The 16,779-nt window shown below is 46.4% G+C and carries 17 protein-coding genes and 5 pseudogenes; 15 read left to right on the top strand and 7 right to left on the bottom strand.

Features of this window, described 5'->3' with window-relative positions; genetic code table 11:
* Positions 1–228: 228 nt before the first annotated feature.
* The 3 genes and pseudogenes from JOY44_RS33065 to JOY44_RS33060 form a co-directional block, all read right to left on the bottom strand.
* Positions 229–1,072: pseudogene (locus tag JOY44_RS33065) on the bottom strand (DEAD/DEAH box helicase family protein); the annotation flags it as partial.
* A 92-nt stretch (positions 1,073–1,164) separates the two neighbouring features.
* A protein-coding gene (locus tag JOY44_RS24480; RefSeq protein WP_171575921.1) for an IS1 family transposase occupies positions 1,165–1,994 on the bottom strand; the annotation gives its coding sequence in 2 pieces (ribosomal slippage) (positions 1,165–1,650 and positions 1,653–1,994; 828 coding nt in all).
* 66 nt (positions 1,995–2,060) lie between these two features.
* Positions 2,061–2,144 (bottom strand): annotated as a pseudogene (locus tag JOY44_RS33060) (IS1 family transposase); the annotation flags it as partial.
* A 169-nt stretch (positions 2,145–2,313) separates the two neighbouring features.
* On the opposite strand from JOY44_RS33060, the gene JOY44_RS24475 reads away from it, so the two are divergent.
* The 5 genes from JOY44_RS24475 (at position 2,314) to JOY44_RS31705 (ending at position 7,627) form a co-directional block, all read left to right on the top strand.
* Positions 2,314–3,654 carry a DegT/DnrJ/EryC1/StrS family aminotransferase gene (locus JOY44_RS24475; RefSeq protein ID WP_171575920.1) on the top strand — a complete coding sequence of 447 codons (1,341 nt, stop codon included), beginning with the start codon at positions 2,314–2,316 and terminating at the stop codon, positions 3,652–3,654.
* A 99-nt stretch (positions 3,655–3,753) separates the two neighbouring features.
* Entirely contained in the window at positions 3,754–4,029 is a 276-nt protein-coding gene (locus JOY44_RS24470) for a heparan-alpha-glucosaminide N-acetyltransferase domain-containing protein (RefSeq protein ID WP_171575919.1), read from the top strand.
* Positions 4,030–4,118: 89 nt separating this feature from the next.
* A complete protein-coding gene (locus JOY44_RS24465) occupies positions 4,119–4,490 on the top strand; it encodes a hypothetical protein (RefSeq protein ID WP_171575918.1) in 372 nt (123 codons plus the stop codon).
* A 1,035-nt stretch (positions 4,491–5,525) separates the two neighbouring features.
* The gene (locus tag JOY44_RS24455) at positions 5,526–7,250 is read left to right on the top strand and encodes a GMC oxidoreductase (RefSeq protein ID WP_171575916.1); all 1,725 of its coding nucleotides are present in this window, start codon (positions 5,526–5,528) and stop codon (positions 7,248–7,250) included.
* Positions 7,199–7,627: a hypothetical protein gene (locus JOY44_RS31705; protein ID WP_242541854.1), complete on the top strand. Its 429-nt coding sequence runs from the start codon at positions 7,199–7,201 to the stop codon at positions 7,625–7,627. The genes JOY44_RS24455 and JOY44_RS31705 overlap by 52 nt, the downstream gene beginning before the upstream one ends.
* Here JOY44_RS31705 and JOY44_RS24450 read toward each other — a convergent pair.
* A pseudogene (locus JOY44_RS24450) lies at positions 7,563–7,886 on the bottom strand (transposase); the annotation flags it as partial. The gene JOY44_RS31705 and the pseudogene JOY44_RS24450 sit on opposite strands and share 65 nt — an antisense overlap.
* A 131-nt stretch (positions 7,887–8,017) precedes the next feature.
* Positions 8,018–8,701: a hypothetical protein gene (locus JOY44_RS24445; RefSeq protein WP_171575914.1), complete on the bottom strand. Its 684-nt coding sequence runs from the start codon at positions 8,699–8,701 to the stop codon at positions 8,018–8,020.
* A gap of 769 nt (positions 8,702–9,470) precedes the next feature.
* Here JOY44_RS24445 and JOY44_RS31700 point away from each other — a divergent pair.
* The 5 genes from JOY44_RS31700 (at position 9,471) to JOY44_RS24420 (ending at position 13,551) form a co-directional block, all read left to right on the top strand.
* Positions 9,471–9,860: a transposase gene (locus JOY44_RS31700; RefSeq protein WP_281063325.1), complete on the top strand. Its 390-nt coding sequence runs from the start codon at positions 9,471–9,473 to the stop codon at positions 9,858–9,860.
* Between the two features lie 593 nt (positions 9,861–10,453).
* Positions 10,454–11,173, top strand: coding sequence for a PEP-CTERM sorting domain-containing protein (locus tag JOY44_RS24435; protein WP_171575912.1), 720 nt, complete (start codon positions 10,454–10,456; stop codon positions 11,171–11,173).
* A gap of 104 nt (positions 11,174–11,277) precedes the next feature.
* Positions 11,278–12,141 carry a cyanoexosortase A gene (gene crtA, locus JOY44_RS24430; RefSeq protein ID WP_171575911.1) on the top strand — a complete coding sequence of 288 codons (864 nt, stop codon included), beginning with the start codon at positions 11,278–11,280 and terminating at the stop codon, positions 12,139–12,141.
* Positions 12,138–12,791, top strand: a complete 654-nt coding sequence (locus JOY44_RS24425) for a cyanoexosortase A system-associated protein (RefSeq protein WP_171575910.1) — start codon at positions 12,138–12,140, stop codon at positions 12,789–12,791. Before crtA ends, JOY44_RS24425 begins: the two co-directional genes overlap by 4 nt.
* 10 nt (positions 12,792–12,801) lie before the next feature.
* Complete coding sequence (locus tag JOY44_RS24420; protein WP_171575909.1) at positions 12,802–13,551, top strand: HpsJ family protein; 750 nt, start codon at positions 12,802–12,804, stop codon at positions 13,549–13,551.
* Between the two features lie 43 nt (positions 13,552–13,594).
* Here JOY44_RS24420 and JOY44_RS24415 read toward each other — a convergent pair.
* Positions 13,595–13,765 (bottom strand): annotated as a pseudogene (locus tag JOY44_RS24415) (IS1 family transposase); the annotation flags it as partial.
* Between the two features lie 279 nt (positions 13,766–14,044).
* Here JOY44_RS24415 and JOY44_RS33055 point away from each other — a divergent pair.
* The 5 genes and pseudogenes from JOY44_RS33055 to JOY44_RS33050 all read left to right on the top strand — a co-directional run.
* The gene (locus tag JOY44_RS33055) at positions 14,045–14,293 is read left to right on the top strand and encodes a transposase family protein (RefSeq protein WP_203032118.1); all 249 of its coding nucleotides are present in this window, start codon (positions 14,045–14,047) and stop codon (positions 14,291–14,293) included.
* 469 nt (positions 14,294–14,762) lie between these two features.
* A complete protein-coding gene (locus JOY44_RS24405; protein ID WP_171575907.1) occupies positions 14,763–14,996 on the top strand; it encodes a hypothetical protein in 234 nt (77 codons plus the stop codon).
* The gene (locus tag JOY44_RS24400) at positions 14,984–15,553 is read left to right on the top strand and encodes a transposase (protein WP_171575906.1); all 570 of its coding nucleotides are present in this window, start codon (positions 14,984–14,986) and stop codon (positions 15,551–15,553) included. Before JOY44_RS24405 ends, JOY44_RS24400 begins: the two co-directional genes overlap by 13 nt.
* A gap of 30 nt (positions 15,554–15,583) precedes the next feature.
* Positions 15,584–15,937: a hypothetical protein gene (locus JOY44_RS24395; protein WP_203032117.1), complete on the top strand. Its 354-nt coding sequence runs from the start codon at positions 15,584–15,586 to the stop codon at positions 15,935–15,937.
* Positions 15,938–15,996: 59 nt separating this feature from the next.
* Positions 15,997–16,471: pseudogene (locus JOY44_RS33050) on the top strand (IS1 family transposase); the annotation flags it as partial.
* A gap of 76 nt (positions 16,472–16,547) precedes the next feature.
* Here JOY44_RS33050 and JOY44_RS24380 read toward each other — a convergent pair.
* Positions 16,548–16,685, bottom strand: a complete 138-nt coding sequence (locus tag JOY44_RS24380) for a hypothetical protein (RefSeq protein ID WP_171575902.1) — start codon at positions 16,683–16,685, stop codon at positions 16,548–16,550.
* Positions 16,686–16,779 lie beyond the last annotated feature (94 nt).

Genomic DNA, 16,779 nt, shown 5'->3' with positions numbered 1-16,779 from the left:
ATGATACTGTCGTAATTCGCTGCACCGGAAGAGTCAGCCTTTAACTTCACCAATCCTATTACCTCTCTGGTTCATGCTTTTTAGGAGCAGATTGCTCCTCCAGCCAAAGGTTCCACAACGCCAACTCCATATCGTCTAATTGCGCTTGACTACACCTACCAAACAGTTGCCTCAAGAGATCGCCCACGTGTTCTCGCGTCAATTATAATCGCTGAATATGCACTGAAATATCAGGTCAAAAAAGCCGGGGCTGTACTCTCGATAGATACCTGGTCGATTTTTGTCCCCCGCGATCGCTTGATAGATAGCAAAGTAAATTTCACGGCTCTTAACCACTTCCCCTTGAATTTTGTGGCGGACATCCTCATTAAACGCTGCAAAGTCCTTAAGAATCGGGTCATCCACCAGCACATTCCGATCCGCCAAAAACAAGATCCTGGGCTTGCGATATTCTCCAGTCGCATTCCAGCCCATCGCCCACAGCTTCTGAGAGATTTGGAAGGCAACAGTCGTTTTTCCAGTACCCGTCGCCATCGTCAACAAAAGCCGCTGTTGACCATTCAAAACCGTTTGTACAACTCGGTTAATTGCAATTCATTGATAAGCGGGGCACTTTGCCACCCGTTAAATCAAACGGAGTCAGCAGCTTATCGGCAACGTCATCACTCAACCCTTCTACCTGTTTATGTCGTGCCCACAGGTCAGACGGGGAGGGAAACGAACTCATGGAGGTCATTAATCCAGTAGTGAAGTCAAACTCTACAATGTCTGTGCCATTGGTTGAATAAGCAAACTTCAGCCCCAAAAGTTCGGCATACTCCTTTGCCTGATCTAACCCATCTTGAGAGCGTTTGTGTTTCCGTTTGGCTTCCACCACGGCTAGCGGATAATCCCGCGTGTAGCAGAGGAGGTAATCGGCAAACTTCTTTTTGCGACGGCGATCGCGCCCTCCAGCCGTTAAAATCCGTCCCGCATCAATAAAGTATTGCTCAGTGATCAAATGAGGCACTTGTTCCCATGCAGTGAGCTTGGGTAAGACATACTTCCGGCAGGTATCAGCCTCATTAATCATGAAGGGGGGGATTTACAAGAACTACTGGAAGAAACAGTGAAACAGCCTAACCCAGTGTTCCCATAGTTTTAGCCTCAATACTGGGTAGTGCATCAAATAATGGTGGGGTAGGTAACGAGTTCGTGCCACGTCCAAGATGTGTGGGCTAATCCTGCTCGTGGCGCTGCGGTCGTCTTCAATCGGCTATGCTGCCAAATCCAGTTGAAATAACTCACCACTAATCGCGCTGTTACCTTCGTTTGCTCCCACAGCTTGCCAAACTTATTCTGTCTGCGATGCCATCGTCCGGTTTGTTGTCGAACAATGCCATTGGTTCTCTCCAAGCGTTGGGTCTTGTCTTTGCCAATATGGTGCAAAATTTCGGGAGGCAAGACTCGCACATAGCCTCCCCAATCATCGCTATTGAAACGTTTACAAGCGGTTTTTCCTTCACTGCTGACCACTAATTCTTCGATCAATTCATCCGTGTGCTTTCCTACTCTAGCGGCCAGAATTAGCCCACTCGAATCTGCCAAGCTCACTGCAATCCAACAATCTCCCGCTTCTAGCTCCTGGGGCAGGCATTGCTTCTGTTTTTTGAAACAAACGGCCACAACTCATCCGCACTTACTTCCCCGGTTTGTACAGCTTGCACCTCGGCGTTGTGAACCAACTGAGCCTGCTGACTCGCAGCGCGAACAATGCTCACGACAGTGTTGTAGGCAAGCAAGCTCGTTCGGCTAATTCCTCGCAAACTACTACCCTCACTATGCGCCTGTAGCACCTGCCGAATCTGTTCAGGCGTGATGTGGCGATGATAATACAAGGTGTCAAACCGTTCATTGAATGTTTGCTTGCATTGCGGACAGAAATACCGTTGGCTACCATTGGGTGCTCTACCATGTTTATGAGTGCTGGGATGACTGCACAGACGGCATTCCATAAGTCTTGCTGGGGAGTAGTTATCCCTCTACTTTACCCAACCCACTACATCTTGATTCACTACCTACCGTTGCTTGCTCTCCTCAGAGCGACCGTGCTTGACCACGTTATTGCTTCTACAGTCAGGACAAAGAACAGGTTCCAAAACCATGCTGTAACTTCACGGGCAAACGTCTGCCTATATTCTCGCATTCCCACATGTCTAGAACACTACCGTCTTGCGCCTAGATCGGGATCAAAGAACAATAATGGTGAGATACTTTACACATGTTGTTCTAATCCACTCAAGCAAGCCCCTGCAAAGATTAAGGAATAGAAAAATGTTGGCTTTAAGTCCAGATCCTAAAAATCGGCTTTATACAAATCTTAATAGTTATTTGCAGTTTCTAGGATATCTTCTGAGAGGACGTTTTCAGAAAGATAGACATGATATAAAAATTTTTGAGCAAGTGCTTAGTGAACGATTTGGTGTTCAGTATGCGGTTTGTGTGTATCAGTGTCGCGTTGGCATCTATCTTGCGGTTAAAGCTTTGATCAAGCCTGGCCAAGAAGTCATTTTATCGCCTTACACCATTGCCGATGTTATCAACATGGTGATCTTTGCAGGGGGACGTCCCGTATTTGCAGATGTGGATCGGGAGACCTGCAATATCTCTGTCGCTGAAGTTGAGAGGTTAATCAACCCAAATACGGGAGCAGTTTTGATCACACATCTGCATGGAGTAGCTGCCGAAGCAAATTGTATTAAGGACACTTGCGATCGTTTTAACCTCCCAATGATTGAAGACTGTGCCCAAGCATTTGGTGTTTATGAGCAAGGAAAACCTGTAGGCACCATCGGTGATGTAGGTGTCTTTAGTTTTGAAATGCACAAGAATATACCCACGTGGCTAGGTGGAGTAGTAATTTCAGACCGAGCCGACATGATCGAGAAGATTCAGACTGAGTTAACGGATTTCTCCTATCCTCCCCTGCCTGGCATCACTCGCAAAGTGAAAAAAGGGTTGATGCACGACCTTGCTTGTTCCCCCATTGTCTTTCAGTTATTGACTTATCCAATTTTGCGATTCAGCTATCTCAACAAAGTGGAATCCGTTAATAACATGGCTCGCAGGCAACCTCAGGAAAGTGATCCGGCGGCAGAACTGCCAGATGTATATAAATCCAGGTACACGCCATTTCAGGCTCGTATTGGGCTATCCCAACTCAATCATGTTGATCGAGATATCAAGACAAGAATTGAAAACGGTCTGCTTTACTACGAGGGTCTTAAAGATATTGATGAACTCATCCTGTCTCCTGTAAGGAACGATGGCTCAAATACCTATCTCTGGTTTCCAGTCCAATATGCCAATAGAGATGAACTCTTGGAGTTTATGTTCAAACAAGGGCGAGATGTAGCAGCGGGTCACTTTACTAGCAACGCTGATACTCCTCAATTTGAGAAATTTAATCGGGATTGTCCAAATGCCAAGAAAGTTGAGGAAGAATTGTTTTACTTGCCAACCTACCCACGGTATTCTCGGCATGAAGTTGAGCAGACAATTCAAGTAATTCGACAATATTTTGCTTCTCGTATAAAACCGCAAGTTAAAAAACAAGAAGTTGTGATGAGCACGCAACGGTACTCACTTTGGTCATTTTTTAGTCAAAGGTTTTAGCGATCGCATAGGATATTTTGGCTTAACCCAATAATAGTGGCTTCAGTACTTTAAATTGACCAAAGTCAACTTTGAAATTGCTCTTAGATCACTCAATCTATGCATCTTCCAAAACAATCGATTCGTTTGCGATCACTTGATGTATTTCGCGGCATTACGATCGCGCTCATGTTGCTTGTGAATACGCTGAGTCTTTCCCCCTCGATTCATCCCTGGTTAGCTCACTCTCACTGGAATGGTTGTACCCTGGCAGCTTGGGTGTTCCCCTTTTTCTTGTGGATTACGGGTATTTCTCTATCCTTCTCGCTATCCAAGTACACCCAAGACCATCACCTACGCGAGCCGTGTATTGGCGACTGCTGCGACGCGGGATGATTCTATTTGCTCTGGGTGTACTTGTGAGCAACGTTGGGAGCGATGGATGGGGGGCGATTTAGGTAACTGGTGTCTTACAGCGAATTAGTTTGGCATACCTGGCAACTGCGTTAATTGTCTTCAAGCTTCCCCAAAAAGCCCAATGGGTAGTTACTGGACTGTTATTGTTGGGGTATTGGGCAGCTTATGTTACTTTTCCAGTTCCCGAACCTACTTATGTGGAAGGTGCGACTCATCAGATTGGCACCTTTGGCATCATGAGTGCGTTTGGGATGATGACAACGCTCGGAATCGTGCTGATGGGATACTTTACAGGAACGTGGTTACGAGCTGAATCAGGGATTGAGAAATTCCATAACTCTAGCCAAAGCATGACATTGGTTCTATGGGGCGTTGGCAGCATTGCCTTAGGAAAACTGTGGAGTCTTTCACTGCCCATCAACAAGAAGTTATGGACCTAGCTCCTATGCCCTATTCACTGTTGGTTTAGCACTGCTTTTCCTTGCCATTTGCTACGAATTCATTGAGGTGCGAGGCAATCGGCGATGGAGCTACCCAGCACAGGTTTTGGGATTAAACTCAATTTTTGTATTTGTTACCTCAGAATTGGCAATTAAGCTGCTTGAAAATACACGAATTGGCAACACAATTAACTCACCGTCTAGCTATATGTGGTTAAGTCAGCACCTTTTTGGTAAAAGCATAGGTGCTGCTACTGCTGGTTTTGTGCTTGCTCTGGGGATGCTTTTGATCTGGTGGTTCATTGCTTACTGTTTTTATCAGCAGCGTTGGAAAATTACCCTATGAATAACTTACACGACTTGCCTGTGTAATCTTCGTGAAAATAGCTAGAAAAGTTGAAGAGTTGGTTTAAACTATAAAGGGGAAAAATATAACCTAAGAGTAAATAACTCGGATTTACCTTAGTTGAAATATTGTTCAAATAAACAACGCAACTTAATAACAATAAGCGATTTTATTTCAAAGGAGATTCAAGTTTAATTAGTGTGCTTTGAGTTGGAACTTACTCCTGCAACTCATCATGCTTGCGACTAATGAAAAATTTTCCCGTTGCACACTTTCTGTCTAGATAGCTAACCTTTTCCAGATAAAGATCTACTGAAAACAGTGCTTGTAAGCTTCTTTCTGAATTTATTTTCTTGGGGGGATTTTTGCGAAATAGAATAACTGATAAGGATAGACTTAGTCAAATCTGAACAGCATTAGCTCAAGCTTAAGACTAAGCCGACTCTTATTGAAGGGTATGTTCTTTTCAACAAATCTCTGATGATAAATGATAACTTCTAATTTCCTCTACTTTTTCTGAAACAGAATTGCTCTTATATAGGCGTTAGGCAAATTCAAATGCATTAACTTTCTAATCCTTCTGATATTAAATTAATCATCATTATCAATTGTGTTTCAGTTAATTTCGACACTGTTCCCAATTTACTCTATGTAAAAGGCAACAAAGTTTGCCCAGGAGATTAAAAAATATGTTTATTGATGCTGAGACTTTTACAAACGAAACCACTTTCAATTCCGATATCACTATTGTTGGTGCCGGTCCGGCGGGCATTGTGCTGGCGTTAGAGTTGGCAAAAGCTGGGTATGAGGTAGCTTTGATCGAAAGTGGAAACCTGGACCTTTCAGAAGCGATTCAAAAGTTGGGGGAAGCAAGTTACTTTGATCCGCAGTTTCATGCGCCGATGCCAGAATGTACCCGTCGCCAATTAGGCGGAACATCGGTGATCTGGGGTGGGCGGTGCTTACCCTACGATCGCGTTGATTTTGACCAGCGGGACTACATTCCCCACTCAAACTGGCCTCTCACCTACGAAGAACTCGAAGGCTATTTCCAGAAAGCGTGCGATTATTTCTTTTGTGGGCGGGCTGAATTCGATATTAAAAATATTACAGACATCAAACAAACCTCGCTCGTGCCGGGATTGCCCGATGAACAGGTGCTCACTTCCACCCTAGAGCGGTGGTCCTTGCCCACCAACTTTGGGAAGGAGTACAGCACTGAATTACAACAGCATGCACGGATCAAACTACTGTATGGGCTGACCTGTACTCAAATTGAAACGAACGACTCCGGCGCATATGTGGAACGGGTACAGGCAAAAACCCTGGGAGGTAAAACACTGTACTTGCAATCCCGTAAATACATTCTGTCGGGAGGAGCGCTCAACACAACACGCTTGCTACTTGCCTCAGACCAATACTGCGCTGGTGGTCTTGGTAACCATAGCGGCTGGCTGGGCAAGTTTTATATGGGGCATCTTTCGGGCGAAATTGCTACAGTCCATTTCACCACTCCACCGAAGGAGACAATTTTTGGGTTTGATCGGGATGCTGACGATATCTATTTGCGCCGTCGCTTTTCGTTTACTCGCGAGTTTTTGCATCAGAAAGAACTGACCAATATTGTGTCATGGTTAGGATCACCCAAGTTTGGCGATCCATCTCACCAAAATGGAATTTTATCGTCTGCGTATGTGGCGTTGAACTTTCCCATCCTGAAAGATTACCTGACCTCCACCGCGATGAGAAAGGCCGCGATCGGAAAGGATCAGCAAGGGATCTACTGGTTGCATGTGCTAAATATTCTGAGGAACCTGGGGCAAACCTTATCCTTTATCCCCAGCTTTGCCTATGGGCGATTTGTGGCAAAAAGAAAGATTCCAGCCCTCTTTGTCTACAGTGCCGCCAATGAGTATCCTCTGCATTATCATGGTGAGCAGGTGCCTAACCCTAATAGTACGGTGAGCTTATCCAGCGATCTTGATGCCCTAGGGATGCGTCGCCTCGACATTAATCTGCGTTATCTTCAGCAGGATATCGATAGCGTCATTAACGCCCATTGGTATTGGAACGAACATTTAAGAAAACATAATTGTGGATACTTGAAATATTTGACCAATGATCTTGAAGCCAGTGTGTGGGAGCAGGCAGGAGATGGGTTTCATCAAATCGGCACCACTCGCATGTCCATAGGTCCTCAACAGGGCGTGGTTGATGTCAACTGCAAAATTCACGGGCTTGATAATCTGTATGTTGCCAGCAGTTCTAATTTTGTAACCTCTGGACAAGCAAATTCCACCTTTATGATTGTGGCGTTTGCCTTAAGACTATCCGATCATTTGAAACAGAAACAGGAGAAAGCATGCTCAGCACCCCTCAATCTGATGGTTTATCCGACGACTTCAACGATGTAGCGGCGATCATCACCGCTATGACGGATGCTGAACAGCCTTTTGTAAGTGACACATTGAAATCAGTGTTATCTGACCCAGGTATTGCCCAGGTGATTCTCTGCATTGCTGAGAAGAACGTCTGGATCGATGCAGTAATTGGTAAGTTTGTAACCGATCCACGATTGGAAATAGTTCGACTCCCCCTAAAACCGCTGGGAGCTATACGGAATCAAGCTTTAACCTATGTCAAAGAACTATGGGTTGCCTATTGCGATGGCGATGATGTCTGTAGCAAAGGGAAAACGAAAATTCAACGAACCTGCGCCAGCTTAAGCAAAGTACCGAGTAGTCGAATCCTGAGTCCGTCAACTCCAACCCCAACAAGTACTTCCAGTTAATCCGACTACGCACAGCCTCTGCGGCTTGTCTATCTGTGAGGTCTTCGAGGAACTGCATGATACAAACCAACACCAACTGGCAGGGACTGATCGTGGATTGCCCATAGACCGAAAAGAGGTCTTTGAAGTCGCTGTCGTTGAAAAAGGTGCCAACTTGGTCACGTAAGGTGAGGTAGCGATTCCCTTTCGGAAAAGCCAGTTGGGCAATATGAGCCGTTTCTTCAGGGACAGGAGGCAGCGCAGAGGGATGGAGGGACATATTGATACTCCTGCTAGAGTAGCGATTGCCTTATGCTATTGCGCTTAGGCTCCCTCTGCTTCAGTAGCCCTGGTGTACTACAAAATGAGGCAGTTTTGGCTCATTTCCCTATTCGCCAACAGCAACCGTCGCTACGTAAAGGCGATCTTATTTCTGATGTATGACCTATGAAGTCGATGCTGCTTAGGGACAAAGTCCTTGAGCGGTTCTTTTACTAAATTGGAACAATTCTGCTTTGTGAAACCGATAGCCTGAGCTGGGATAGCAAGCGAACGATACGCCGCAATCTTATGATGTCCATCAATTAAATACTCAACCTCCTCAAAGCCTTGAGCTGAAAGAGTTATACAAAGCGGACTTCTCCCACTTTTGATTATCTGTTTATACTCATCAATAGTGTTGGTGTTTAGTTGATCCTTTGACTGCAATGCAACTACTTTCCAAGGAGGATCTGGATACTCCCAGTCTGAGTCTGATTCGACTTTCCAATCATTCCCATACTCAAAATATGTACTACTTTCAGCAATGGAGTATCTACCTACCCTATAGGTACCCGAAGCCAATAATTTTTCGTAAGTACTGACAATCACAGCAAGAGCTGCTGTTTGATTTTCTGCGAACTGGGTCGCCAGCCTATATTCAGCCAACATGGAAGAAATGCTTTCCACAGAGCTTCTGACCAAATATTGTCCAAGGCTCCCTTCGCAATCATAAAAAAAAGTTGCCAGGGGCTGATCCTTGACCACAATCGCTGTTTCGTAGTCGTCACCTAAAACGTCCAGTACAGGGTTGTCGTTTTTAATTTCTACCAACATTTTGATCTGTCCTTTGCTAATGAAAGAATGTCTGAATAACCCATCCAAAAGGGTAATTAGATGGAGACTTTCTGCATGGCACTTTAAAGCCAGTGAATCAGTAGAAATGTTTCTGCACCAGTTCGTCTCAACTCAGATCCTTAACTTCATACTGTTCTATGTGTTGAGTAGATGTCGCGTTCCATGCTAGCTGGGTTCTTCCCACTGATACTGCTGGCGAAATGTTTCTTAGTGCTTGTGTCGCGTAACGAATTACTGCGTCGTTGACAAATTAAGTAGGTGAGACGAGAAACGGTAAAAGACTTACAGCGTTGGAAGTCCAGGGAATCGCTATCCATTAATCGCATCCAACTTAACAGAAGGTTCAGAGCTTGGAAAGTCTACTGTGCATGAATTTGAGAGCAGAGAGTTGCAGCAATTTTCAGGTAATCAGCCCTTTTTTGTATGTGTGAGTTGAAAAACTACCCGGTTTGTAAAATGCCCGTCGCTTACTCTACTGACTTACGGACTCGTGTGATTGATGCTTGGACGGCTAAAGAAGGAACCCAAGCTCAACTGGCCGAACGATTTAAAGTGAGTGAAAGTTTTGTCAAACGGGTGCTGCGTCGGTACCGCAGCAGTGGACAAAGAGAAGCAAAACCGAGGGGAGCAACCCTTGCTCCCACGATAGATGGAGAACTATTGAAGCTAGTGCAAGGGTGGGTTGAGCACAAACCTGACATCCATCTAGACGAATTGTGTGAGCAATTAGAAGTGCATCAACGTTTCTGTGATTGGGGCACTGAGTATGGATGGTTTGATTGCGTCAATGACATTGAAGGGGAGTGTGGATACGCCAGCATTTTTGAGTTACATCCACGATGTGTTAATTCCTCAACTATGGACCGGAGCAATTGTGGTCATGGACAACCTGAAAGTGCATCATGCTCATTCAGTTCGCACTGCCATTGAAGCCGTTGGGGCGAGGGTGGTCTTCTTACCTCCTTACTCCCCTGACTTATCTCCCATTGAGCTGTGTTGGTCCAAACTCAAGCAGTTCCTGCGTTCCAAAGCAGCTCGTACCTGTGAAGCCCTCGACCAAGCTATGACGGAGGCGGTCCACTACATCACCGAAAATGACGCGCTCGCTTGGTTCAATCACTGCGGTCTATTCACTTGAAATCGCTGTAACAACCAAAACCGTTGCTTCTGTGACTGCCTTTAGCTTTATTGTAGATGCCCTATCTCTCGCAGGCATTTTTTGATTTGGTATGACGCTTTCAAACCTGTCGCTGCATCGGTGCAGAGTGCTAGTAGCTACATCATCTGTTAAGTCCACCCTAGCGCGGCAGTAGAACAGCACTATATTAGGGCGGAGCGGTTTACTAGGGGCGGTATTTAATGCCCTGGTGTCATTTGCGACCAGCATCTATCCAGGTGTAGCATAGCATCGTTGCCAAGCCTGTGAAACGACCTTCCAACCTAAGAGCAGCACAATCCGTACATATACGGATCGTATCGAATAAATTTTTGATGAAGCAAAGAAATATATCCGTACCCTCAGCAACCAGTCAGGATAGTATTTCTTTAGGAAGATTATTTTACTGCTATTGCTCTTCTTTCCCTACTAATAGTCTGTCAACTAAACGTTGACGGGCGAGCTAAATCTGGAAAGCCTGTGGGCTGAACTTTTTTGGGGGGCAACCCATCAAAAAATTCTTGACAGAACACTAGGCTCTGGATTCGTTAATTGACCTTATTCCACAAAAAACAATGAACCAATTCTCATTCCTTCCGGCAGTCCTGGCAGGTGCCAGTGTTGCCCTTGTTGCCAACGCCCTGCCTGCTGGAGCCATTTCGTTTAACCTTTCTCCTACTCTGACTAATGTTTCTGGCGACTACGCCAACATCAGCAGCCAGTTTGGGGTAACCCTGTCTGATGACGGTTTATCAACTGGACAAGCCAAATTTACCTTTACAAACGTTGGACCCGTATCTTCTTCCATTACGGATATCTACTTTGGTAAATCTGGTACTGACGGTTTTGGCGAATTTTTCTCAACGACTGGGGTGCAAATTGCAGAAAGCTCAGGAGTTGATTTCTCGGCAATAGCAATAGAAAAGCTAAACAAGCCAGGAGGAGGTATTAAGTGGGACGCGGTATACGGCGCTGACCCTAACGCTCCTGTGTCTCCCAATGGTGTAGGTAACACGGGTGCAGAATCAGTATCTTTTACCTTTAACTTGAGCTCGGGTAAGACGATCCAGGATGCGTTTAATGCTTTCCAGGGTGGCGATAGTGCGCCGCTGGCGATCGCCTTTCATGTCCAGTCTTTACCCGGTGGTAAGAGCGATTGGTACGGCACCTCTAATGTAACCCCTAAAGATGTTCCAGAACCCTTCACCATGCTGGGTACCGCTGGCGCGCTTGGGTTTAGTGCTCTGTTCAAGCGGCAGCAGAATAAGCGCTCAAAAGCCCAAGCTAAAGCATAAGGTCGGGCAAGCGCATTTACAGCGAGTTTAAGACCTTACTAATTTCGCTGGGGCACGATCTCGTGTCCCTTCCTCACTCTTAAAATGAACCAGTTGATTGACCAATGGTGACGAAGAAACTCTCTTTTGACGGACTGCGATCGTTCGGCACACAATTTTGGTTATTGGGTACAGCCGCAGGTCTGGTGGCAATTCATCTCACTCTCGTTGGTCGTCATGTCGAGCAAAGTTTTTTCGTCTTGAGTGCCCTTTTTTGGGCTGCCGTTTCCTCTTTAGTTTGGGAGAAACGCGATCGGCTGAACCTGACCAGCAGTTTATTTCCCAGTCTTGTCGGTTTACTGGTGCTGGTGCTGGTGCTTCACAATAGCGCCGTCAACCCTTCGCCAAACCTGCTGAATATCTCTCCCTTTCTCTGCGGCTTAGGACTGGCGCTCCTTGCTTCCGGCTTCAAAGGGCTGAAGCAGTATTGGCGAGAATTAACCATCCTGTTTTTTCTGGGTGTTCCCAAAGTTATCTGCGAACCGTTAGATATTTCTTACCTCACAGCCAAGTTTGCCACCGTAGTCCTCTGGTACACCGGGTTTGATGTTTCCCTACAAGGAACCAAATTAGTCATGTCCAACGGCGCGGTCAATGTCATAGCTGGTTGTTCTGGCTTCAACAATGTGTTTTATCTGTTGGGTTTAGCAGTCCTGTCACTGTTGATGTACCCTTTAAGCGGTAAAAAGAGGTTGATTGTTCCGGTGGTTGCGATCGCTCTAGCATTTATCTCGAATGGCTTTCGTGTTGTTCTTGTAACCTTGCTCGCTAATACCTCGGATCAGTCCGCTTTTGATTACTGGCATAGTGGTACTGGCTCACCGATCTTTTCACTCATTTCAGTGATGCTTTTCGGCTTTTTCTATCTCTTTCTGCTTCGCCAAGAAACTGTTATGGAAGAGAATTCGCTGGAAGCTCCGGAGCCATGATGTTCTGGAAATATGCGCGGATTCCGTTTCTAATGCTTGTTTTTGGTGGCACTCTTTTTGCCTTAGGTAAAGAACTGTTTTCCCCTTTGCCTAAGCAACAGCAGGTTAAGACTGTTTTTTCAGAGCAGGTTTCTTTGGCAGGGTGGCTCTTTCTGGCAAGCAAACCTTTAACTGACCCGATCGGCAGAACGTATCAGTACAAGCAGGGACATAAGCAACTCACAATTGAAATGCGTTATGCGGCTGATCTCCTGAGTAATGAAAAACCGTTCCGTGACTATGACCCTACGGTGACTACTCCCGTTGCTCCTGGTCAGCCACGACCTATCTTACGACAGCATGATGCCACTGGTGCTTATGGGCTTTCTGTGCAGGATGGCAAGGCGTATCTACGGTCTTGTATTAATCCTCGGGGTAAGGCTGCCGTCACTTACACACAGTTTATTCAAAATCGTTACACGGTTGATTTGCAGCCAAGTCGCTTTGTGCACTGGCTAACCGGACAACAGCCCCTGAGAGATTACCGCTGTCTTTGGGCATACTTCTCCATACCTTTAGAAGGCTCCCCTCCAGAGGCTGCCTATCAAACCTTAGAGAAGACCTGGCCTACCTGGTATCAATGGTGGCAGGCTAATTTTCCAACCCTATAAAGATGCATAAATGATGTCTGATTCTGATACTCAACAGCTCATTAAAAAAGTTGAGTCACTTTGGAAAGCCTCTACCGAGCTCCTAGAGTTTTTCGTCATGGTGCGTGGAGTTGGCTATGGTTTACTTTTACTATTCTTGTTTGATTTCATCTACCTATTTATTCCGCCTGGTTTCATGAACCCAGCCTGGGAATTTCAAACGTTTGGCGCTGTTGTAGATCGGATAGCTGTTCCATTGATTGCACTGGTGCTCATTTTTTGGGGCGGTCGCAGTGGGCGGTTTAAGTTTGAGTTTTCCCTGCTCAAAGGGCTGTCATGGTTGTCTCTCATAGCTGGAATCTTGCTCCTTCTGGCTGTTCCTCTTGGAATTCTAAACACGGTTCGGCTTGAGCGACAGGCTAATGCTCAAATCAGCAAACAGATTGAGCAAAGCAAAACTCAAATCAAACAGATCCAGGAGCGAGTAAGCAACGTCACAACCGAAGCTCAAATGCAGGAGTTGATCACCCAGCTAAATCGCTCAAATAATACACCCAAAATTGAAGGTTCGCAGCAGCTTAAAACCGTTAAAAAAGAGTTAACATCTTCCCTGACTCAAGGTGAAAGTAGTTTGGTGGCTCAAGCCCAGAATGCTCAAAGCAATCAGCGCCTAAGTTTGCTCAAGAATTCGGTTAAGTGGAATTTGGGTAGCCTCATTGCAAGCGCACTGTTTTTTTGGGTCTGGTTACTGACTGCTTGGATACGCAAAGGCACAACCTGAAGACGTATGGGGGGTCATGTTCTAGAGATGGGGATCGATGAGGTCAAACTGCCCGTTCAAACTCATAGCGATTGATGAACAAACTAATGACCACATCATGCAACCACACTGACTTGGAAAAGCAAATCGTTTTGCGAGCTAATCGCTTAATTCGGGTTCGTAACGTGGGGTGCTTGCGCTCGATTTTTTGAGTATTCCACTTGCCAACAACATGTTGGTCTTCATCTAACAAACGGGCATAAGCGCCCCAACCTATGCCTGCGGCACGCTACGCGAACGGTGTAAAAGGTTTGTACACCAAATGGCTCTAGCAATGCCTTTAACTCGATCAACGCCCGGTCTTTGTGGTCTGCCAGCACATACGCCAACACTTGCCCGCTCTGATGGTCAATGGCATGCTATCAAGTGTCAAGTACCTTGGGCTCTTCCGAGCTTTTGGTGAAGCCGAGAAGTAGGGAGGAAACTATAGATCACCCCTTTCAGTGATCTGCTGATGGAATTCCTTCAAGCTCTGTTGCCTAGTACCAGTCTGCTGCAGTTGGAAAGCTACGCCATTGAGTCAGGCGATTGCCTGTTGCTGAATCTTTCCCCTACGCAAACGATAGTTCCCTGTCCGCTGTGCGGTGGTCTAACTCATCGCATCCATAGCCACTATGAGCGAACGGTAGCTGACCTGCCCTGCATCCATTTCAGGCTTAGACTGACTCTTCAAGTATGTAAGTTTTTCTGCTCAAACTTGTAGTGCTCAAGATGTAACGATGGAGCAGTAAGGTTTCTTGGTATTTCTCCTCTATGCCTGCGATTTTTGTGCATCCTCCCAAACGCTCAAGCATGGTCGTATCTACAACAGTAAGAAACGGTTCAAATATCAAGACTGTAGATGACAGTTCGCGGAACAGCTGACTAAAAAAGTAACCGACCTAGCCACCTAGGAATTGTATGTCTTCGGCAGGGCATAGCCCCATAACTGATTGCTGCTGGAGTGCCTTTTTATGGCTAGAATCGCTCGTGCAGCGCAAGTTTCTGAGTAATGGCTGCAAAACCTATGAGAATGAGAAATAGGCGAAGGTCCTTGCCCAGTGCAGATGACACCTAAAAAAGGGGCGGTTGACTGATTGAGTGTGATGAATCGTCCTTTTCAACATCGTTGGAGAATCACATTAGTGCCATCTGATATTTCATCAATCACGCATACATGCATCATTACTTGTATGGCACTACCCTCAAACTCTGAGTGTCGCCGCCGCATCTTTACAGAGCGACTGCCTGAAGTGGCCGCCCCTTGGGGGAGAAAGACCGTGCGATTGATACAGCGGTTACAGTCAATCGGCTTAGCGCTGGCGGGTGCCGCAGGTGCTCGATTAGGCCATTGCTTGGGTTATGCTGTCTGCGGCAGTACCCTGCTGAACCAGCTTGAGCGACTGCCACTACCTTGGTTAATCTAGAAACGCATCAACCGATTGCCTTACTGGCAGACCGTAAAGCAGAAACCTTGAGCGAGTGGCTACAGGCTCACCCTGGTATCGAAATGCTCTCACGTGACCGCTCTAAAACCTATAAAAGTGCGATGACCCAAGGCGCACCTAAGGCCATACCAGTCGCAAATCGCTTTCACTGGGTCAAGAACTTGAGTGAAACCTTAGAGCAAGCTTTTGGGAGCTACCGCAGTGAGCTAAAAGCGGCTGAACAATCGCAGCATCAAGCCACCGTCGCAGACGCTCCTGAAGCCACCGTCTTGGCTATCCCACAGCCAACCGCCCCGGAGAAGTCGCAGCAACAAATACGACAGAACCAACAACGAAAAAGAGAACACCAGAAGACGATCAAAGCCTTACGAGCACAGGGATGGCCTCAAACCGCGATTGCTCAGAAGTTAGGCGTTAGCCTCAAGAGCATTGAACGCTACAGTCGCTTGCCAGACTTTCCAGAGATATGCGCTCGCCGTCCCACTTTCGGGCGCAGTCTACTCAATCCATACAAGCCACAGCTTTTGAACTGGTGAAACTCGGGTCTTAGAGAGACTAGCATCCTGATGCAATTGCTCAAACCTTGCGGCTTTGAAGGCTCTCTTCGTACCCTACAACACTACATTAGCGGACTGCGCAAAGTACAGGGTCTACTACCCGTGAGGATTAAGGTTGCTCAGACGTTGCCCAAAGTCGTTGACCTGCAGTCGCCACCCTTCACCCCACGTCAAGCGGCCTATTTGGTTGTACTCAAGCCAGAGAATCGTCAGGCAGAAGAGACTGATCTACTAGAGCGCATGATGCAGCATCCGGACGTGCTGCTGCTGGTTGAGTTGGCCGATGAGTTCTTGCAACTGTTAAGACAACGGCAGGCAGATGCATTCGATGACTGGCTGTTAAAGGCAGCAAGCTGCCGGTAGTGGACTAGACCTGTAGAAACAGGTAACAATCAAAAGGGTAGTTGTCTGGAGACTTGAATATGGTGCTTGAACCGATTCTTTGCCCAACCTGCGGAAGTAACGATGTCGTCAAGCATGGTCAATCAGGTGAAGGCAAGCAACGCTACAAATGTCGCAACTCCCAATGTTCTCGCTCTACTTTTATTCGCGACTATCGGTATCGTGGATACCTCCCAGAAGTGAAACGGCAAATTGCAGATATGGCAGTCAACGGGAGTGGGATTCGAGATACCGCCCGTGTTCTCAAGATTAGCCGCACAACGGTGATTGAAACGTTAAAAAAAAGACCGTCACCTCAAAGCAATCAATGAAGCTCGTTTGGCAGAACTTGAACCGACTCAAACGATAGTGAAACTGTGCCAGTGGGAAGATCTGGAGGCTGAAGCTGACGAAATGTGGAGTTACGTCGGTTCAAAGAAACAGCAACGGTGGTTGTGGCACGCCATTGACCATCAGACGGGTGAAGTGTTGGCGTATGTGTTGTCTCATCATCAGGTTACATGATGTCGTCATTGGACTGTTCATCAACCGCTATGAGTTTGGCTTGAATGTTTAGATTTGATCCACAGGTCTAGTCCACTACCCGCCAATCCTCAACCGCCATCTCGATCAGGTCCAAACTCGCCTGGGTTAGATCGATTTCCTTCGCCTTGCCTTGGCTGATAATGTTGCCCCCGTCATCCCGAATAATCACTTCAATACATGCCATCGTGCCCTTTTATGATTGTCTATGTTCACTGCATCTTAGCCCTTTCTCACCCATCAACCCAAAATTTAGAGGTGGAGATAAAGTAAGTCCCGTG

The organism is Leptolyngbya sp. Cla-17 (assembly GCF_016807185.1).
In the GTDB taxonomy this organism is placed as follows: Bacteria; Cyanobacteriota; Cyanobacteriia; order Leptolyngbyales; family Leptolyngbyaceae; genus ULC077BIN1.
This window is presented reverse-complemented; position numbering and strand designations above follow the sequence as displayed.